Origin of the sequence: Methyloceanibacter caenitepidi, assembly GCF_000828475.1 — a bacterium.
GTDB lineage: Bacteria > Pseudomonadota > Alphaproteobacteria > Rhizobiales > Methyloligellaceae > Methyloceanibacter > Methyloceanibacter caenitepidi.
Genome location: NZ_AP014648.1, coordinates 1,959,328 through 1,975,859 on the forward strand (window position 1 = coordinate 1,959,328; position 16,532 = coordinate 1,975,859).

Genomic DNA, 16,532 nt, shown 5'->3' on the forward strand with positions numbered 1-16,532 from the left:
CTGCTAGAGCGGAACCCGGATCCCGAACACCATGATCAGGATGAGCCAGACATAGGCGATGACGGTCGGGTAGAACGTCACGCCAAAGCCGAAGGCCCGGAGGTACGGGTTCTTGTGGTAGCCGACCCAGAACAGTATGCGGCCGAGCACGAACAAGCCCGTCAAGATCGGCAGCGTGCGCGCCTCCTCGATGGGGCAGTACATCGCCAGCCCGGCGTTGGCGATGAAGTAGGCCGTGAACTGCTCAAACGTGTTGAGGATGAATTTCGTGTTGATCTCGACCGGCGAGTTCGGCTTCGGCGTCGAGCCGACGAACATGGAGGGGTCGAGCCGCTGCGCCGCAACGATGCAAATACCAAGGACGCCGGGAAGGATCGCTACCACGGCGTCCTTGATGACAAGGGCGAGCCGGTCGGCGATGCCCCATGCTTCGGGCGTCCAATCCCAAAACGTCTTGCCGGCCGCAAAGACGGCCGCTGAAAACAGCCAGTTACCAACCAGCGTGGCGATGAAGGGCCACTGCATGGCGGTGAAGCCGAAATACTTGACCCGTGGGTCGCGCCGCTTGCCCTTACGGCGCGTGGATGTCTGTCCCTGGCGGACCTGCCGCTGCATCGTTCTTGCTTTTCCTGGATCTGGGGCAGGCGCCCTCGGAGGATGAAGTGCGCTGCCAAATATTCTCTGTCGTTTTGTTTAGCCATAGGGCGCACGCCAGGGAATAACAAGAGGGCAACATGGTAGACGATTGAGAACAAAACAGGTACATTCGACCTGCATTGCCGTCGTCCCCCAGGTTGTGGACAGGGAGGAAAGGCGGGCGATGCGTCCTGGCACGCGGGTGCTCATGCGCCTATCGTGCCGGATTGGCCGTCGCGGGCTCGAAGCTCGCGCGGACCGGGATTATTTACAGCGGCTCGTATGCGGGGAGGTCGGAAACATGGCCGGATCGGTCAACAAAGTCATTCTCATCGGAAACCTCGGTGCCGACCCCGAAGTGCGCCACACTCAGGACGGCCGTCCCATCGTCAATCTGCGCCTGGCGACGACCGAGAGCTGGCGCGACAAGAACTCGGGCGAGCGCCGCGAGAAAACCGAGTGGCACCGGGTGGTGATCTTCTCCGAAGGGCTTGCGCGGGTCGCCGAGCAATATCTGCGCAAAGGCTCGAAAGTGTATGTCGAGGGATCGTTGCAGACCCGCAAATGGGAAGATCAGTCCGGCCAGGAACGCTACACCACCGAGGTCGTTCTGCAGGGCTTCAATTCGACGCTCACCATGCTGGACGGACGCCAGCAGGGTGGGGGCATGAGCGAAGGCGAAGGCGGCGGCGGTGGCGGCGATTTCGGCCGCACCAAGCCTCTCAGTGGCGGCGGCTCGTTCAACAAGGAACTGGACGACGAGATCCCGTTCTAGATCTTGGGCGCGTTTCCCCGGGCGCGGCTCCCAAATAAGCGCGAGCGTCGTGGCGCGGGGCGCCGCGTGACGTAAGCCACGCCGGCGCTGCAGCCACGATCGCGGGGCTTAGGCGTCGCCGGACGACTCGACGCCGGAGACGTATTTGGAGCTGAACGTTTCCTCGCCCAGACGATCCAGCAGGCTCAATTGCAGCTCGAGCCAGCTCTTGTGGCCTTCCTCTTCCAGGACGATTTTTTCGAACAGCGTCCTCGTGCCGACATCGGACTGTTCGCCGGCCTGCATGGCGGCCTCGGTGTAGAACGCGATCGCCTCTTCTTCGTCGGCGAGATCGGCTTTGAACATCTCCTCCAGGGATTTCGCCTTGACCGGCTTCTTGTAGAACGTGAGTTCCGGCTCGCCGTTCAGGAAGATGATGCGGTCCATGTATTCGTTGGAGTGACCCAGCTCTTCCGTCATCTCCTCGCGCATCTGCGCCGCCAGCTTGTCCAGTCCCCAGTCGTCCAGCGTATGGGCGTGAAGCTGGTACTGGTGCATCGCCGACACTTCCATCGACAGCGCCTTCTGCAGGTTCTTCATGGTCGTTTCGTTGCTCATCGTGTCATGTTCCTTTTCGTCAGGGCCTCGATCGGGGCGCCATGATCCCCGGCGCCAGTTTCTGGAAGGTCAATATCCGAACGGTCGAGACCGGTTGAAATTCCTGTCTTGGTTGGTCCCAAACGAACCAGATCCTTCAGATGGGATCTTGATCGCGGTCTTCAATGCGACTGGAAAGCGCGCTCACGGGGCGGCGGACGTCCGGGAGCATGCTCCAACAAGGAGCCGATTCGGATATCCGCTTTCCCCTTGGAGCCCCCATGAAGCGGCTGCCGACGGCGTCTCAAATCGCGCTTGCGCAGCGCCGAATCCACCGGCCCTATTTGCCGCACCAAGTGCTTTGGCAAGTATCTGTAATTGCAGGGTAAAATACTGCCAATAAGAGGCCGTTGGCGGTTGCAGAATCGTAGCGAAATCAGCTATAGAAACAGCTTCTCGAACGCATCCTAAGAACCCCGCGCGGCTAGAGCATCGGCGCGCTTGGGAGTGCGTTCTCCGACCGATTTTAGAAGGCATTTCCGTCCTTGGCTGACGAAGAAGACGAAGGCGTCGAGGGACCATCCTCCTCCGATATCCGGCCGATTTCGCTCATCGATGAGATGAAGCGCTCCTATCTCGATTACGCCATGAGCGTGATTGTGTCGCGTGCGCTGCCCGATGCGCGTGACGGCCTGAAGCCCGTGCACCGCCGCATCCTGTATTCGATGCGCGAGAACAACTACACGCCGGACCGGCCGTACAACAAATGCGCGCGCGTCACCGGCGACACGATGGGTAAGTACCACCCGCACGGCAACCAAGCGATCTACGACGCGCTGGTGCGGCTTGCGCAGGACTTCTCAATGCGGCTGCCGCTGCTCGACGGGCAGGGGAATTTCGGCTCCATCGACGGCGATCCTCCGGCGGCGGAGCGTTATACCGAGGTGCGGCTGGCCAAGCCCGCCATGGCGCTGCTCGACGACCTGGAAAACGACACGGTCGACTTCCAGCCCAACTACGACGGGCGCGAGAGCGAGCCGGTCGTTCTGCCGGCCAAGTTCCCGAATCTGCTCGTCAACGGTGCCGGCGGCATCGCCGTCGGCATGGCCACCAATATCCCGCCGCACAATCTCGGCGAGGTTTGCGACGCCTGTATCGCCTATTTGGACAATCCGGCCATCGAGATCGACGAACTGATCGACATTATTCCGGGTCCGGACTTTCCGACCGGCGGGCTCATCCTCGGGCGCCAAGGCATACGCTCGGCCTATCACAAGGGCCGCGGCTCCGTGATCATGCGCGGACGCGTGCACGTGGAGGAAGTCCGGAAGGACCGCGAAGCGCTCATCGTCAGCGAGATTCCCTATCAGGTGAACAAGGCGTCGATGGTCGAGAAGATCGCCGAGCTCGTCCGCGACAAGAAGATCGAGGGCATATCCGACATTCGCGACGAGAGCGACCGTCAAGGCATGCGGGTCGTCATCGAGCTGAAGCGCGAGGCCATGGCCGACGTGGTGCGCAATCAGTTGTACCGCTTCTCGCCGCTCCAGAGCACGTTCGGCTGCAACATGGTGGCGCTGAACGGCGGCCGCCCCGAGGTGCTCAATCTCAAGGACTTGATCCGGGCTTTCACCGACTTCCGCGAGGAGGTCGTCGGCCGGCGCATCAAACACCTGCTCAAGAAGGCCCGCGACCGCGCCCACGTCCTCGTCGGCCTGGCCATCGCCGTGGCCAATATCGACGAGGTCATCGCGGTGATCCGGAAGGCGCCGGATCCTTCCTCGGCGCGCGCGCAGTTGATGGAGCGGGATTGGCCGGCCAAGGACGTCGCCCCGCTCGTGGAGCTGATCGCCGATCCTCGCCACAAGGTCTCGGCGCAAGGCACCTACAAGCTGTCCGAAGAGCAGGCGAAGGCCATTCTCGATCTTCGGCTGCAGCGGCTCACGGCGCTCGGGCGCGACGAGATCGGCGACGAGCTGAAAGGGCTCGGCACGCAGATCGCCGAGTATCTGGAGATCCTGCGGTCGCGCTCCCGCATCGTCGATATCGTCAAGAGCGAACTGAACGAGCTCAAGGAGCAGTTCGGCACGCCGCGTCGCACCGAGATTACGGAGATGATGGGCGAGGTCGAGGACGAGGACCTCATTCAGCGCGAGGACATGGTCGTGACCGTGTCCCACAAGGGCTACATCAAGCGCGTCCCGCTCACCGCCTACCGCGCGCAGCGCCGGGGCGGCAAGGGGCGCGCCGGCATGGCGACGCGCGACGAGGATTTCGTCAGCCGTCTGTTCGTCGCCAACACGCACACGCCCGTCCTGTTCTTCTCCTCGCGCGGCATGGTCTACAAGATGAAGGTCTGGCGTTTGCCGGCAGCGGCGCCTCAGGCGCGCGGCAAGGCCCTCATCAATCTGCTGCCGCTGGGCAAGGACGAGATCATCACCACGATCCTGCCGCTTCCCGAAGACGAAGCGTCCTGGGAAAAGCTCGACGTGATGTTCGCCACGAACGACGGCGGGGTCCGCCGCAACAAGCTCTCCGATTTCATCGAGGTCCGCCAGAACGGCAAGATCGCCATGAAGCTGGAGGAGGGCGACCGCATCGTCGGCGTCGAGGTCTGCAACGAGCGGCAGGACGTGCTGCTCACGTCGGCCGACGGCCAAGCCATTCGCTTCCCCGTGAGCGATGTCCGCGTGTTCAAGGGCCGGCAATCGTCCGGTGTCCGGGGCATCAATCTCGGCAAGGGCGACGAAGTCATCTCCATGGCCATCCTGACCCATGTGGACGCCGACGCGGCCGAGCGCGCCGCCTATGTCCGCCAGGCCAACATGGTGCGCCGAGGCGGCGAGCAGGAGCCGGATATCGAGCAGGAGACCGAAGGCGCCGAGCCCGTGGCGATCAGCCCCGAGCGCTACGCCGAGCTCAGCGCCCACGAGCAGATGGTGCTGACGATCTCCGAGAACGGCTACGGCAAGCGGTCCAGCGCGTACGAGTACCGGGTGTCGGGCCGTGGCGGTAAGGGCATCATCGGCATGATCGTGAACGAGCGGAACGGCAAGCTCGTCGCGTCGTTCCCGGCCGATGACAGCGACCAGCTGATGCTCGTGACCGATCGCGGCCAGCTGATCCGCGTTCCCGTGGACGGCATTTCGGTTGTCGGACGGTCGACCCAAGGCGTCATCGTCTTCGATACGGCCGCGGACGAGCGTGTCGTCTCCGTCGAGCATATTCCGGACGAAGCCGGCAACGGCGACGAGAACGGCGATGGCGATGCTGACGTGGCGCCCGAGCCGGACGGCGGGGAGACCGGCTAAGGGTTCAGCCCAGTGGGTTAAGACCTCGGCCCGTTAGTATTCATCCGCGGTGCGGACATCAGCGACGCCGATGCCGGTGACAGGGCGGCGAGAGCCGGCAGGTCCCGGACGAATACGGTATGGCGGTCCGGCTGGGACAACAGGCCTTCGCTGCGCAGCCGCGACATGATCCGCGACAGCGTATCGGCATTGAGCCCGAGATACTCGGCCACCTCGCTGCGGCTCAGCGGCAGCTCGAAGACGACGCGCCCCTCGGAAGCCGGAACCCCGATTTGGGTCGCAAGCTCGATCAGAAACGCGACCAGCCGCTGCGTGCTGTCGAGTTGGCCCACTGCCGCGAGATGAATGGCCTGGCGTGCCGATTGGCGGGCGACGGCCATGTCGAAATAAGCGCGCGCATCTGCATTCGCCTCCAACAGCCTCGCGAAGGCGTCATAGCGGTACCGCAGCACCTCTCCGGCGGTCAGCGCGACCAGATCGGCTCCCGGTCCCGGCGGGGCGAAAGCCGAGCGGAACACGTCGCCGGGATAGAGTAGGGTGATCCCCTGACGAAGATTGTCCGCAACGGTTAACCGGAACAGCAAAGTCGCCATACGGACGACGAAAACGGTTTCCTCGCCGCCGAGCGTAAGCGGGAGTGCTTGTCCGGGCCTCGTCTGGACGAGTGTGCCGTGCTCGGCAAGCTCGGCCGGCAGCGTCGCCTGCCAGTCCGCGCTGGGCCCGGCGTCTGCCGGCGAGAGAGGGGCGGCCATTATCAAGCTGTCTGTTGTCACATGAGTACCCTGCGCGGCAGTGCGGACACTGCCCGTTGTCGATCCACTCATGACAAGAACGCGCGAATCGGACCTTGACGCCGATCAAGCCCCAGGCCCGAGAAAGGCACGGAGCCCGCGCATCAGTCACGTGCAACGTCTTGACTAGGATCAAGAAAAACTGTGTCGCGGCTGCAACAGATGCCTCGCGAGCCGACAATCGCTGACCTTGGTCAGGCAAGAGGTGTGATCCATCCTGGCGTGTCTTCGGTAACCGTCACATGAAAAGAGGGAACAAACGTTAGGGGGCCGTAAGCGGCCCCCACAATGACTGGGGGACGTTATGAAGAAGATCCTGAGCACGCTGGCGGCTGGTCTCGCCCTTGCTGTGTCGTTCAGCGCCGCGCCGCATCAGGCAATGGCCGGCGACAATCACGGCGACATCATGATCCGCGGTGTGGTGACCGGCGTGCTGCCGGATACGGATGCCACCGTGAAATTGAATGGCTCGCGCATCCCGGGTGCGGGCGCCGACGTGAGCGACGAAGTCATCCCGGCGATGACCATTTCCTACTTCTTCACCGACAACATCGCCGTCGAGCTGTTCTGCTGCTTCGCGAAGCACAGCATTGACGCGACCGGCAGCATCGCCGCGCTGGGTGAGATCGGTGACACCTGGATCTTTCCGCCGGCCCTCACGGCTCAGTACCACTTCAACCCCGACGGCACCTTCAAGCCGTATGTCGGCGTTGGTATGCAGTACATCGCCTTCTTCGACGAGGACAGCAAGCTTGGCCCCGGCACCAGCCTCGGCATCGACGATGGCCTCGGTTTCACGCTTCAGGCCGGTCTGGACGTCGCCGTCGGAAACGGCTGGTACCTCAACGCCGATGTCAAAAAGACCTGGCTCAACACGAACGCCCGGTGGGGCGGCACGGGCGTCACGGCCGATGTCGACCTCGATCCGCTGATCGTTTCCGCCGGTTTCGGCTACCGCTTCAATCTGAGCGATATCCTGGGCGGCCACGGCAGCACGACCGCCTACCAAGACCTGAAATAGTCTGACACATCGGCAATAGCTGGATTTTGGGCCCGGTGGGGACACCGGGCCTTTTTTGCGTCCGCTCCCCAGATCACGCTGCGCCCTTGCCGACACGCCCCCGGCACGGCTAGAAGGGGCCGCATGGGGTCACGGCGCCCCCCAGCCCCAACGAAAGCTGCGCACGGACAAGAGGAGCGCGAACGTCATGCGCATCGGTCTTTATCCCGGGAGTTTCGATCCCGTCACCATGGGGCACGTGGATATCGTCCGCCGCGCGGCGCGGCTCATCGACCGGATGGTGATCGCCATCGGCGCGCATCACAGCAAGGGGCCCTTTTTCACGGAAGAGGAACGCGTGGCGCTTGCCAGCGAGTCTCTCAGCCCGGTCGCCGGCGACCTTGGCATCGAGCTCGAAGTCATGGTCTATGACGGCCTGACGGTGGAGGCGGCCAGAAGCGTCGGTGCCACCGTTGTGTTTCGCGGTCTGCGCGATGCGGGCGACTTCGACTATGAAATGCAGATGGCGGGGATGAATGCGGCCCTTGCGCCGGAGATCGAAACCGTCTTCCTTGCCGCATCGCCGGGGACACGCCATATCGCGGCCAGTCTCGTCCGTCAGATTGCCGCAATGGGCGGCGATGTCTCACCTTTCGTACCGGAGCCGGTCAATTTGGCCCTAGCGCGCAAGCTTGCACCCTAATCTTTAGAGACCAATAAACGAGGAAACCCCATGACCACCAGGACCGTCGTCCTCTTCGCGGCAACCCTGCTGATTTCTGCCACAATGGCTGAGGCCCCATCATCGGCGGCAAGTCTCGGTGACCCCGCATCGCTGAACGCGCGTGCGCCAGACAGCTACAAGGCGAAGTTCGTGACCTCCAAGGGCACCTTCGTCATTCAGGTGAACCGCGATTGGGCGCCGCACGGCGCGGACCGCTTCTACAACCTGGTGAAGGCCGGCTTCTACAATGACGCGCGCTTCTTCCGCGTCATCGACGGCTTCATGGTCCAGTTCGGCATCAGCGGAAACCCCGACGTCTCCGCCGCCTGGAGCAACGCGAACATCCCCGACGATCCGGTCCGCGAATCCAACGCGCGCGGTACGGTCACGTTCGCCACGGCCGGGCCGAACACGCGCACCACCCAGGTCTTCATCAATTTCAACAATAACGCCGGGCTGAACAGTCAGGGCTTTGCGCCGTTCGGAAAAGTGATCTCCGGCATGGACGTGGTCGATTCGCTCTACAAGGGCTACGGCGAGGGTGCCCCGCGCGGCAACGGTCCCAACCAGGCGCTGATCAAGGCGCAAGGGAACGCCTATCTCGTCACGCAGTTTCCCAAGCTGGACTACATCCAGAAAGCGACCATCGAGTAGACGGTCCGGCCCCCCGAAGCCAAACGACAAACATGAAGGAGCCCGACACGTGGCCAATCCCGAAGACACACTCATCATCGAAACGAGCAAAGGCAATGTCGTGGTCGAAATGCGCCCCGACCTTGCGCCCAATCACGTCGCTCGCATCAAGGAACTCGCCCGCCAGGGATTCTACGACGGCGTCCCGTTTCATCGGGTGATCGAAGGCTTTATGGCCCAGACCGGCGATCCGACCGGAACCGGCGCAGGCGGTTCGGGTCAGAAGCTCGCAGCCGAGTTCAACGCCGAACCCCATACCCGTGGCGCGGTGTCGATGGCGCGGGCACAGTCGCCGGATTCGGCGGACAGCCAGTTCTTCATCTGCTTCGACGACGCCACCTTCCTCGACCGGAAATACACGGTCTGGGGCCGGGTGATCGAAGGCATGGAGAACGTCGATCAGATCAACCGGGGCGAGCCGCCGGCAAGCCCGGACAAGATCGTGTCGGCCAAGATCGCCGCTGACGCCACCGGATGACCGGCGGGCGAAACGGCAAGCCCAAGGAGCGCGCGGCGATGTCCGGTACTGCAATGTTGCTGACGCTGGTGGCCCTGGCCACCGGCGCCATGATCGCCATGCAAGCGCCGATCAACGCGGAGCTTGCCGCACGCCTCGGGCATCCGCTCTCGGCCGCGCTGTGGTCTTTTTGCGTCGGCACCGTGGCCCTCGCCGTGGTCGTGTTGCTCTTCGCGCGCGGGAGCACGGATCTTAGCGCGCTGCGGTCCATGCCGCTGTATATGTTGATCGGCGGCGGGTTGCTTGGCGCCGTCTATGTGCTGGTCAACTTGGTTTTGGCGCCGAAAATTGGCGTTGCCGCGTTGATGGCTCTTGCCATTGCGGGACAACTGGCCGCCGCGCTTCTCCTCGACCGGTTCGGTCTTTTCGATCTTGCTCAACGGGAACTCAGCGTTGGGCGCGTGTCGGGCGTGGTGCTGGTGCTGGTCGGCGCGCTTATGGTTCGAATGCTCTAGCCCCGACGGGGAGTCCTTGCGAACAGACCTTTTCGATTTTGAACTACCCGATGGACTGATCGCGCTGCGCCCGGTGCATCCGCGCGACGCCGCGCGACTTCTCGTCGTTCACCCGGGCGATCCCGACGTCCTGGCCGACAAGGTCATGGCGGAGTTGCCGTTGTTGCTCGAGCCGGGCGATGCGCTCGTCTTCAACGACACGCGCGTGATACCGGCGGCGCTGCAGGGTGTGCGGACGCGCGGCTATGCGACCGCCCAGATTTCCGCGAACTTGATCGAGAAGCTGGACGATCACCGCTGGAACGCGCTGGCGAAGCCGGGCAAGCGGCTGGAGCCCGGCGACCGCATCCAGTTCGGCAAGGACAACGATGCCTGTGCCCTCGGCAGCCTTACCGCCACGGTCGAGGCCAAAGGGGAGGACGGTCTGGTCACGCTGGCGTTCGATCTGAGCGGACCCGCGCTCCACGATGCGATCGAGGCGGAAGGGGCCATGCCGCTGCCGCCCTATATCGCCGCGCGGCGCGCGCCGGACGACCAGGACCGTACGGATTATCAAACGACGTTCGCGCGCGAAGAGGGGGCGGTGGCCGCGCCCACGGCGGGACTGCACTTCACGCCGAAATTGCTCCAAACGCTCGAGGAACTCGGTGTCGTGATCTATTTCGTGACGCTGCATGTGGGGGCGGGCACGTTCCTGCCTGTCCGCGCCGAGGATACGGACGACCACCACATGCATGCGGAGTACGGCGAGGTATCGACGGAAACGGCGTTCGCCTTGAATGCGGTCAAGTCGCGCGGCAACAGGATCGTGGCCGTCGGGACGACGAGTTTGCGGCTGCTCGAAGCCGCCTCCGACGAGTTTGGCACGCTGAAGCCGTTCCACGGCGAGACGGACATATTCATCGTGCCCGGCTATCGCCTGCGCTTCGTGGACCGCCTCTTGACCAATTTCCATTTGCCGAAATCGACGCTGTTCATGCTCGTCAGCGCCTTCAGCGGGCTCGAGACGATGAAGCGGGCGTATGAGCACGCGATCGCCGAAGGATATCGCTTCTATTCCTACGGCGATGCGTGTCTGCTGACCCCGAAAGACCAGGCGTGACCGTCCCCTTTACGTTTGCGCTGAAGGCAACCGACGGGCGCGCCCGCACGGGCGTCATCCAGACTCAGCGCGGAGAGATCCGCACCCCGGCCTTCATGCCCGTCGGGACACAAGCCACGGTCAAAGCCATGTTCATCGAGGACGTGGCGGCTGCTGGCGCCGATATCATTTTGGGCAATACCTACCACCTAATGCTGCGCCCCGGCGCGGAGCGCATCGCCAAGCTCGGCGGCCTCCACAGCTTCATGCACTGGGACAAGCCTATCCTGACCGACAGCGGCGGCTATCAGGTCATGTCCCTCGCGAAGCTCCGCAAGATCACCGAGGAGGGCGTCACCTTCAACTCGCACCTGGATGGAGCGCCGGTCTTCCTCACGCCGGAACGCGCCGTCGAAGTCCAGTGCCTGCTCGGAGCAGATATCCAGATGGCGCTCGACGAATGCACGCCGTTTCCCTGCAGCCGCGAGGAGGCGCGGGTGTCGCTCGACCTGTCGATGCGCTGGGCCGAGCGCTCGAAGGCCGCGTTCGAGACGATGAGCGCGCCGGGGCAGGCCCTGTTCGGGATCGTGCAGGGTAGCGTCTTTCCGGACATGCGGGAGGACTCGGCGAAGACGCTCGTCGGCATCGGGTTCCCCGGCTACGCGGTCGGCGGCCTTGCCGTCGGCGAAGGTCAAGAGGCCATGTTCGACACGCTGGATGCGACGACCCCGTATTTGCCCGAAGACAAGCCGCGCTATCTCATGGGCGTCGGCACGCCGCTGGACATCCTCGGCGCGGTCGCCCGCGGCATCGACATGTTTGACTGCGTGATGCCGACCCGGTCGGGCCGTCACGGCCAGGCCTTCACCTGGGGCGGACGTCTCAACTTGCGGAACGCACAGTATGCCGAGGATCTGACCCCGCTCGATGCGGACAGTGCCTGTCCGGCTGCGCAGTACAGCCGCGCCTATCTGCACCACCTCGTGAAGGCAGGGGAGATGCTGGGCGCCATGCTTGTGAGCTACGCCAATATCCAGTTCTACCAAGAGCTCATGGCCGGCGCTCGCGCCGCCATCGCGAACGGCACGTTCGCAGCCTTCGCCGACGACATCCGCCGCCGCTACGCCAGGGCCGACGGAACGGACTAGCCGTTATTGCGGCGGTTCGAATTCGGCGCCGGCGGAGCGCGCCGCGCCGCGCTTGCGTTCCCGTTCCTCGGCGATGCGTTCCCGCGCCAGGAGGTAGAGCCCGGCAAGGATGACGATCGCGGCGCCGGCGACGGTCCACCAGGTTGGGACATCGTCGAAAATGACGAAGCCGAAAGCGGACATCCAAATGAGGCCGAGATAGATATACGGCGCCAGCACGTTCGCGGGCGCGAGCCGGTGCGCCAGGATGATGATCCAATGGCCGAGCCCGCCCCAGAATCCGAGCGATGCGAGCAGCAGCCAAACCCACCACTGATCCGGCCACTGCCAATACAGGAGGCCCGGCGGCGTCATGATCAGCACGCCCACGAGCGGCGTATAGGTCTGGGTGACCGCCGGCGGGTCGTAGGCCGCGAGGTAACGGGTCGCGATATTGAACAGCGCATAGCCGAACGTCGCGCCAAGCGTGAACAGCATCGCCCAGTGCACGTCGCCGATGCCCGGGTGCATCACCACCAGCACGCCGATAAACCCGGCGAAGATGGCGGAGGCGCGGTGCCACCCGACCCACTCGCCAAGCAGGGGTCCGGACAGCGCGGCGACGAGGAGCGGCATCAGGAAGAAAATCGCGATGTTCTGATCGAGCTGGAGATACTTCAGCGCGATGAAATTCAGCGCCGTCGTCAGGATCATCAGACAGGACCGGATGAACTGAATGCCGGGCTTTTCGGATCGTAACGACGGCCGCAGCGCGAAGGGCCAAAGGAACACGGCGCTGAACACGACGTGCCAGACAAAGCGCATCCAAACCACCTGCGCGACCGGGAGCTTCTGCGTGTCGGTCAGATATTTGGCGGTCGTGTCGAGTGCCGCGATGCACAGCGTGGCGAGCACCATGAGCCCGATCGCCTTGACCACTTGGTTCTGATAGGGATTTGAGACGAGTCGGGGCGCCATGATGTTCCGTGCTTCCGCGCCTTCACCGTCGGCGCCGTGTTTCGATACGCTGTCCTGTTGCGGCGAGCTGTCTCGTCGACGACTTCTCTTGCACCATTCCTTGCCAAAGAGCTATCTGCCGATAAAACAAGTGGCCCGACCAGATGGAGGAACCACGTGGCCGACATACGCGCGATCATTGCCATTGGACAGAGGGGTCAACTCGGCCTGAACGGCGTATTGCCTTGGGAGGGCAACAAAGACCGTGAGTATGTCGCCGATGTTGCCCGCTTCTTCGATGTGACGCGCGGTCACGTGGTCATCGCCGGTCCCACGACCATCTCCGCCTTCCCGGAGTACGCCTATAAGGACCGCACGATCGTCGAGATTCGCTCGATCCACCATCCGGAGGAGGTCTTCGGGTGGTTTCCGGACCGCGTGGTTTATGTGGGCGGCGGCCCGCCGGTTTGGGACGTGTATGCGCCCTATATCCGCCATTGGGACATCAACAGGCTCCCCTACGATGGTGAGGCCGACAGATGGTTCGACCCGGCCTGGCTGGTCGCAACCCCGGGCGACGCTTGAGGCTTCCTGCGACACCGTGGCGGTCTGCCCAAAAAAGCCGCCTTTGGCCGATAATGGCCAGGGAGAGGGTTTTTGCGGGTTGGGGCGTCGTCCTACAATGAGCAACGGTGGGTAGGGCCGCATCATACGGGGCCGGACAGGTCTGAAAACAAATCAGATCGAGCCGGACATTGTGTTCGCGAGGGAGACGACGATCGCTGCCACGGAACCAGAGTTTACCGCCGAACAGATCGGTTGGCGCTTCACGCTCGGCGCAGTCATTCTCGTCGGAGCCTATGTCGCGTGGCCGATCATCCCGTTGGTGATGGCGACGGACCTCGATGCCGGTCTCAAGGCGGGAATCTCTGGGGTCCTCGGCGCAACGCCCTTCATGTCGAAATTCGTCGCCATCGCCATCATGGGCCGGCCCGCCTACTACTTCCTGAAGCGCAAAGTCTATAAGCGCCTCCGCCGCCGCCTCGCGGACGCGCCGGCCGAGTAGGGCGCCTTCTGGTGCACGCGCCCAGCGCACCGACGCAAAGTTGATCCCCACAACGGTTGCAAGCACCCCGGAGATAATCGGGCTGTTTCGCCGTAAGGCCGGGAACTATTCGCAAAAGGAAGGTGATCCGTTCCGGGCGCATGTTCGTTTAGCGTGAGACTCCCGCAATGAGCGGGATCAAGAAGGCAAAGTCATGGGAGGAAATTCGATGAAACGGCACCTATCCCTCTTGTCGTTGGGCGCGCTCGTCGCGGCGGCGTTGCCGCTCTCGGCAGCGACTGCGGCCGATGCTCCAAAACTGACGCACACCAAAGTCTTGTCGGGTCTCGAAAATCCGTGGGACATGGCATTCCTGCCCGATGGAACCATGTTCTTCACTGAAAAGTGCAAGGGCCTGTCGGTCCGTCTTCCTTCCGGCGACGTCAACAAGCTCCTGGGCATGAAGGGCAGTGAAGGTTACCCGAGCAGCGGCGAGGACCTGTTCTGCGAAGGTCAGGCCGGCATGCAGGGTGTGGCGATCGATCCTGCGTTCGACGAGAACCGGACGATCTACGTCTTCTCGACCTCCAACAAGACAGCACCCGGAACCAACCGCGTGATGCGGCTGACGGTGAACGACGACTTCAGCGACGTTTCCGACCGGACCGACATTGTCGACGATATTCAATACAAGCCCGAGGCCACGGACCATCCGTTTGGCGGTCCGGGCGCCCATAACGGCGGGCGCCTGCGCTGGAATCCGGGCGATGGCTATCTCTACGTCACCACCGGCGATACCCATAACGGCGTGGTGCCTCAGTCCCCGACACTGATCGGAGGCAAAGTGCTTCGGATCGATCGGGACGGTAAGCCCGCCGCCGAGAATAAGCCGCCGGAAGGGTTCGATCCGCGCATCTACACCTATGGTCACCGCAATCCGCAAGGTATCGCCTTCCGTCCGGGCACCAATCAGCCGGTGACGGCCGAACACGGTCCATGGCACTCGGATGAGGTCACGGCGCTCGAGCTTGGCGGCAATGGCGGCTGGGATCCGCGTCCGAACATGGCTGGCCGCGACGATTGTCCCGACGACTATTGCGGCTACATGCCGAACCAAATGGAAGGCATGGATCCGAAGGAGCGGTCGAAGTTCACGCCGATGACCGATACGAAGACCTATCCCGATGCGATGAAGCCAGCTTGGAACAACAATCATAAATCCCAAGGCACATCCTCCGCCGCCTTCCTGGACGGCGAACAGTGGGGAGCATGGGACGGACGTTTGGTTGTCGGCGTCATGGGCATTGGCTTCGGCGGTACGCCGGTCGGTCAGCGCATCGACGTGATCGAACTGTCCGAGGACGGCAAGACCGCCGAGGAGGTCGTCACGATGTCCTTGCCGATGGCGGCCGGCCGTTTCCGGTCCGTGGTCCAGGGGCCGGATGGCAGCCTCTACGCCGCAGTGGACGAGGGTGACATCCACAAGCTGACGCCGAAAATGTAAGCTCTCTCGACGACTGAGTGGAAAGCCCCGTGCTGATCGAAGCAGCGCGGGGCTTTTTTCGATGACATTGCCGCGTCGCGCGCAGACGGCTGCACAGGGAGGCGACGATGAAGGGGTTGGTTTGGGCGCTGTACGTGTTGATGCAGGATCCTGGCGCCGCGGCGGCGCCGAGCGATCAGATGCAAGGTGATAGGACCCTGGCGTTCACCGGTGTGACCTACCTGAACAAGGCATCTTGCGCGAACGATTCGGCCACCTTCACGAAGATGCCGGTCCGAGACAAGCTGGTGGGCACCGCGTTCGGTACGAACGTGACCTATGTCTGCGTGATCCAGCCCAAGCCGGGTCATTATAGAGAGTAGAGAGCGCTGAGCGGGGCCGCATGGTTTCGTCCGACCACGGATCGCGCGAGCGACACCGAACGTCGCCAAACCAAGCGTCGAATTCTGCTCAAATCGGCTTCACCTTTGGGTGAACGTCTGTGTGCGTTCACTGTCGCCAAGTTGAGTTTCCAGTGAACACTGATCGGTGCTCTGGTTTCCCTGCGAGGCAATAACGCCTTGCGCGAAAACTAGGAGAGACCCCCATGAAGAAGACACTGATCATTGCGACTGCGCTCGCCGCCTTCGCCACCCCCGCTCTGGCGATGGGTCCGTTCTATGTCATGTTCGACAACACGACGAAGAAGTGCGTGATGAGCCAGACGGCGCCGACCGACACCGCGAAATTCGCGATGATGGGCGAGTACAAGACCGAGGCCGACGCCAAGATGGCCATGCATGGCATGACGAAGTGTAAGTAACTTTCATGCTTCCGGTCGCCGCGATGCGCGGCGCCGGACCGAGCTTTGGCTGCACAGCCGCTCCCGGTTGCCGGGGGCGGCTGTGTTGCTTTGACGGGCTGGATTGCGCGCTGGATGAGACAGCGGGAGAGGGCGGTCAGTCCCGAAAAAGGGGCCCCAAAAACCAAAAAACCCGGCTGGGCGGACCCAGCCGGGTTTTGGCAATTGCCGGAGAGATAGGCGTACGCGCTATCTCATCGTCAATGTTGTTTAGCCAAGCTTCAACGGCTCGACAACAACGGCCTTCTCGTGATGGCCGAAGCAGCCGCCGAGGCCGATCGTGGCAGAGATAATGATGGCAGTAGCAATAAGCAGACGCATTGGTTGGTCCCCCGTTTCTGTCTGTCGATTCTGAGGATGACTATATCGCGTTTGCCGGGAAATGCTGTGATGTTTTGGCCACGGTATGGCGCAAAGTGATACAAGGTCTTCGGGCGCGACTCCGGCGATTTTGGCCGTTTTTATTCGAAATCCAGGCGTTTCAAGACAGGAGCCAAGC

18 protein-coding genes are annotated in these 16,532 nt (G+C 63.0%); 14 read left to right on the forward strand and 4 right to left on the reverse strand.

All coding sequences use genetic code 11. The features are described from left to right. Positions 1 to 3: 3 nt before the first annotated feature. Positions 4 to 615 carry an MAPEG family protein gene (locus tag GL4_RS16735; RefSeq protein ID WP_052464300.1) on the reverse strand — a complete coding sequence of 204 codons (612 nt, stop codon included), beginning with the start codon at positions 613 to 615 and terminating at the stop codon, positions 4 to 6. A gap of 322 nt (positions 616 to 937) precedes the next feature. Between GL4_RS16735 and GL4_RS09070 the strand changes: the two genes are divergently transcribed. Next, positions 938 to 1,411, forward strand: a complete 474-nt coding sequence (locus GL4_RS09070; protein ID WP_045366811.1) for a single-stranded DNA-binding protein — start codon at positions 938 to 940, stop codon at positions 1,409 to 1,411. A gap of 108 nt (positions 1,412 to 1,519) precedes the next feature. Here GL4_RS09070 and GL4_RS09075 read toward each other — a convergent pair whose 3' ends face one another. Then, positions 1,520 to 2,008 carry a bacterioferritin gene (locus GL4_RS09075; protein ID WP_045366813.1) on the reverse strand — a complete coding sequence of 163 codons (489 nt, stop codon included), beginning with the start codon at positions 2,006 to 2,008 and terminating at the stop codon, positions 1,520 to 1,522. Between the two features lie 524 nt (positions 2,009 to 2,532). Between GL4_RS09075 and gyrA the strand changes: the two genes are divergently transcribed. After that, positions 2,533 to 5,298, forward strand: coding sequence for a DNA gyrase subunit A (gyrA, locus tag GL4_RS09080; RefSeq protein WP_045366815.1), 2,766 nt, complete (start codon positions 2,533 to 2,535; stop codon positions 5,296 to 5,298). 17 nt (positions 5,299 to 5,315) lie between these two features. Here the strand turns inward: gyrA and GL4_RS16740 are convergent, their stop codons facing one another. After that, positions 5,316 to 6,050, reverse strand: coding sequence for a Crp/Fnr family transcriptional regulator (locus tag GL4_RS16740; protein WP_052464302.1), 735 nt, complete (start codon positions 6,048 to 6,050; stop codon positions 5,316 to 5,318). Positions 6,051 to 6,393: 343 nt separating this feature from the next. Here GL4_RS16740 and GL4_RS09090 point away from each other — a divergent pair, with 343 nt between their 5' ends. From GL4_RS09090 to tgt, 7 genes are all read left to right on the forward strand, one after another. Next, positions 6,394 to 7,110 (forward strand): OmpW/AlkL family protein, encoded by a 717-nt coding sequence (locus GL4_RS09090; RefSeq protein ID WP_045366817.1) that lies wholly within the window; start codon positions 6,394 to 6,396, stop codon positions 7,108 to 7,110. A 187-nt stretch (positions 7,111 to 7,297) separates the two neighbouring features. Then, a complete protein-coding gene (coaD, locus tag GL4_RS09095) occupies positions 7,298 to 7,792 on the forward strand; it encodes a pantetheine-phosphate adenylyltransferase (RefSeq protein WP_045366819.1) in 495 nt (164 codons plus the stop codon). A gap of 30 nt (positions 7,793 to 7,822) precedes the next feature. Next, positions 7,823 to 8,467 carry a peptidylprolyl isomerase gene (locus GL4_RS09100; protein WP_082025589.1) on the forward strand — a complete coding sequence of 215 codons (645 nt, stop codon included), beginning with the start codon at positions 7,823 to 7,825 and terminating at the stop codon, positions 8,465 to 8,467. Between the two features lie 109 nt (positions 8,468 to 8,576). After that, positions 8,577 to 8,984: a peptidylprolyl isomerase gene (locus tag GL4_RS09105; RefSeq protein WP_425283193.1), complete on the forward strand. Its 408-nt coding sequence runs from the start codon at positions 8,577 to 8,579 to the stop codon at positions 8,982 to 8,984. Between the two features lie 38 nt (positions 8,985 to 9,022). Next, the gene (locus GL4_RS09110; protein ID WP_208430880.1) at positions 9,023 to 9,478 is read left to right on the forward strand and encodes a DMT family transporter; all 456 of its coding nucleotides are present in this window, start codon (positions 9,023 to 9,025) and stop codon (positions 9,476 to 9,478) included. 16 nt (positions 9,479 to 9,494) lie between these two features. Then, positions 9,495 to 10,580: a tRNA preQ1(34) S-adenosylmethionine ribosyltransferase-isomerase QueA gene (queA, locus tag GL4_RS09115; protein WP_045366823.1), complete on the forward strand. Its 1,086-nt coding sequence runs from the start codon at positions 9,495 to 9,497 to the stop codon at positions 10,578 to 10,580. Next, on the forward strand, positions 10,577 to 11,707 hold the full coding sequence (gene tgt / locus GL4_RS09120) for a tRNA guanosine(34) transglycosylase Tgt (RefSeq protein ID WP_045366825.1): 1,131 nt from the start codon (positions 10,577 to 10,579) through the stop codon (positions 11,705 to 11,707). Before queA ends, tgt begins: the two co-directional genes overlap by 4 nt. Positions 11,708 to 11,710: 3 nt before the next feature. On the opposite strand, the gene GL4_RS09125 is transcribed toward tgt, so the two are convergent. Next, positions 11,711 to 12,664, reverse strand: a complete 954-nt coding sequence (locus GL4_RS09125; protein ID WP_045366826.1) for a DMT family transporter — start codon at positions 12,662 to 12,664, stop codon at positions 11,711 to 11,713. 156 nt (positions 12,665 to 12,820) lie between these two features. Here GL4_RS09125 and GL4_RS09130 point away from each other — a divergent pair, with 156 nt between their 5' ends. From GL4_RS09130 to GL4_RS09150, 5 genes are all read left to right on the forward strand, one after another. Continuing rightward, positions 12,821 to 13,228: a dihydrofolate reductase family protein gene (locus GL4_RS09130; RefSeq protein WP_045366827.1), complete on the forward strand. Its 408-nt coding sequence runs from the start codon at positions 12,821 to 12,823 to the stop codon at positions 13,226 to 13,228. Between the two features lie 172 nt (positions 13,229 to 13,400). Then, the gene (locus GL4_RS09135) at positions 13,401 to 13,709 is read left to right on the forward strand and encodes a hypothetical protein (RefSeq protein WP_045366828.1); all 309 of its coding nucleotides are present in this window, start codon (positions 13,401 to 13,403) and stop codon (positions 13,707 to 13,709) included. A gap of 208 nt (positions 13,710 to 13,917) precedes the next feature. After that, the gene (locus GL4_RS09140) at positions 13,918 to 15,192 is read left to right on the forward strand and encodes a PQQ-dependent sugar dehydrogenase (protein WP_045366830.1); all 1,275 of its coding nucleotides are present in this window, start codon (positions 13,918 to 13,920) and stop codon (positions 15,190 to 15,192) included. A gap of 107 nt (positions 15,193 to 15,299) precedes the next feature. Further along, complete coding sequence (locus GL4_RS09145) at positions 15,300 to 15,554, forward strand: hypothetical protein (protein ID WP_045366832.1); 255 nt, start codon at positions 15,300 to 15,302, stop codon at positions 15,552 to 15,554. 224 nt (positions 15,555 to 15,778) lie between these two features. Further along, on the forward strand, positions 15,779 to 15,994 hold the full coding sequence (locus tag GL4_RS09150; RefSeq protein WP_045366834.1) for a hypothetical protein: 216 nt from the start codon (positions 15,779 to 15,781) through the stop codon (positions 15,992 to 15,994). Positions 15,995 to 16,532 lie beyond the last annotated feature (538 nt).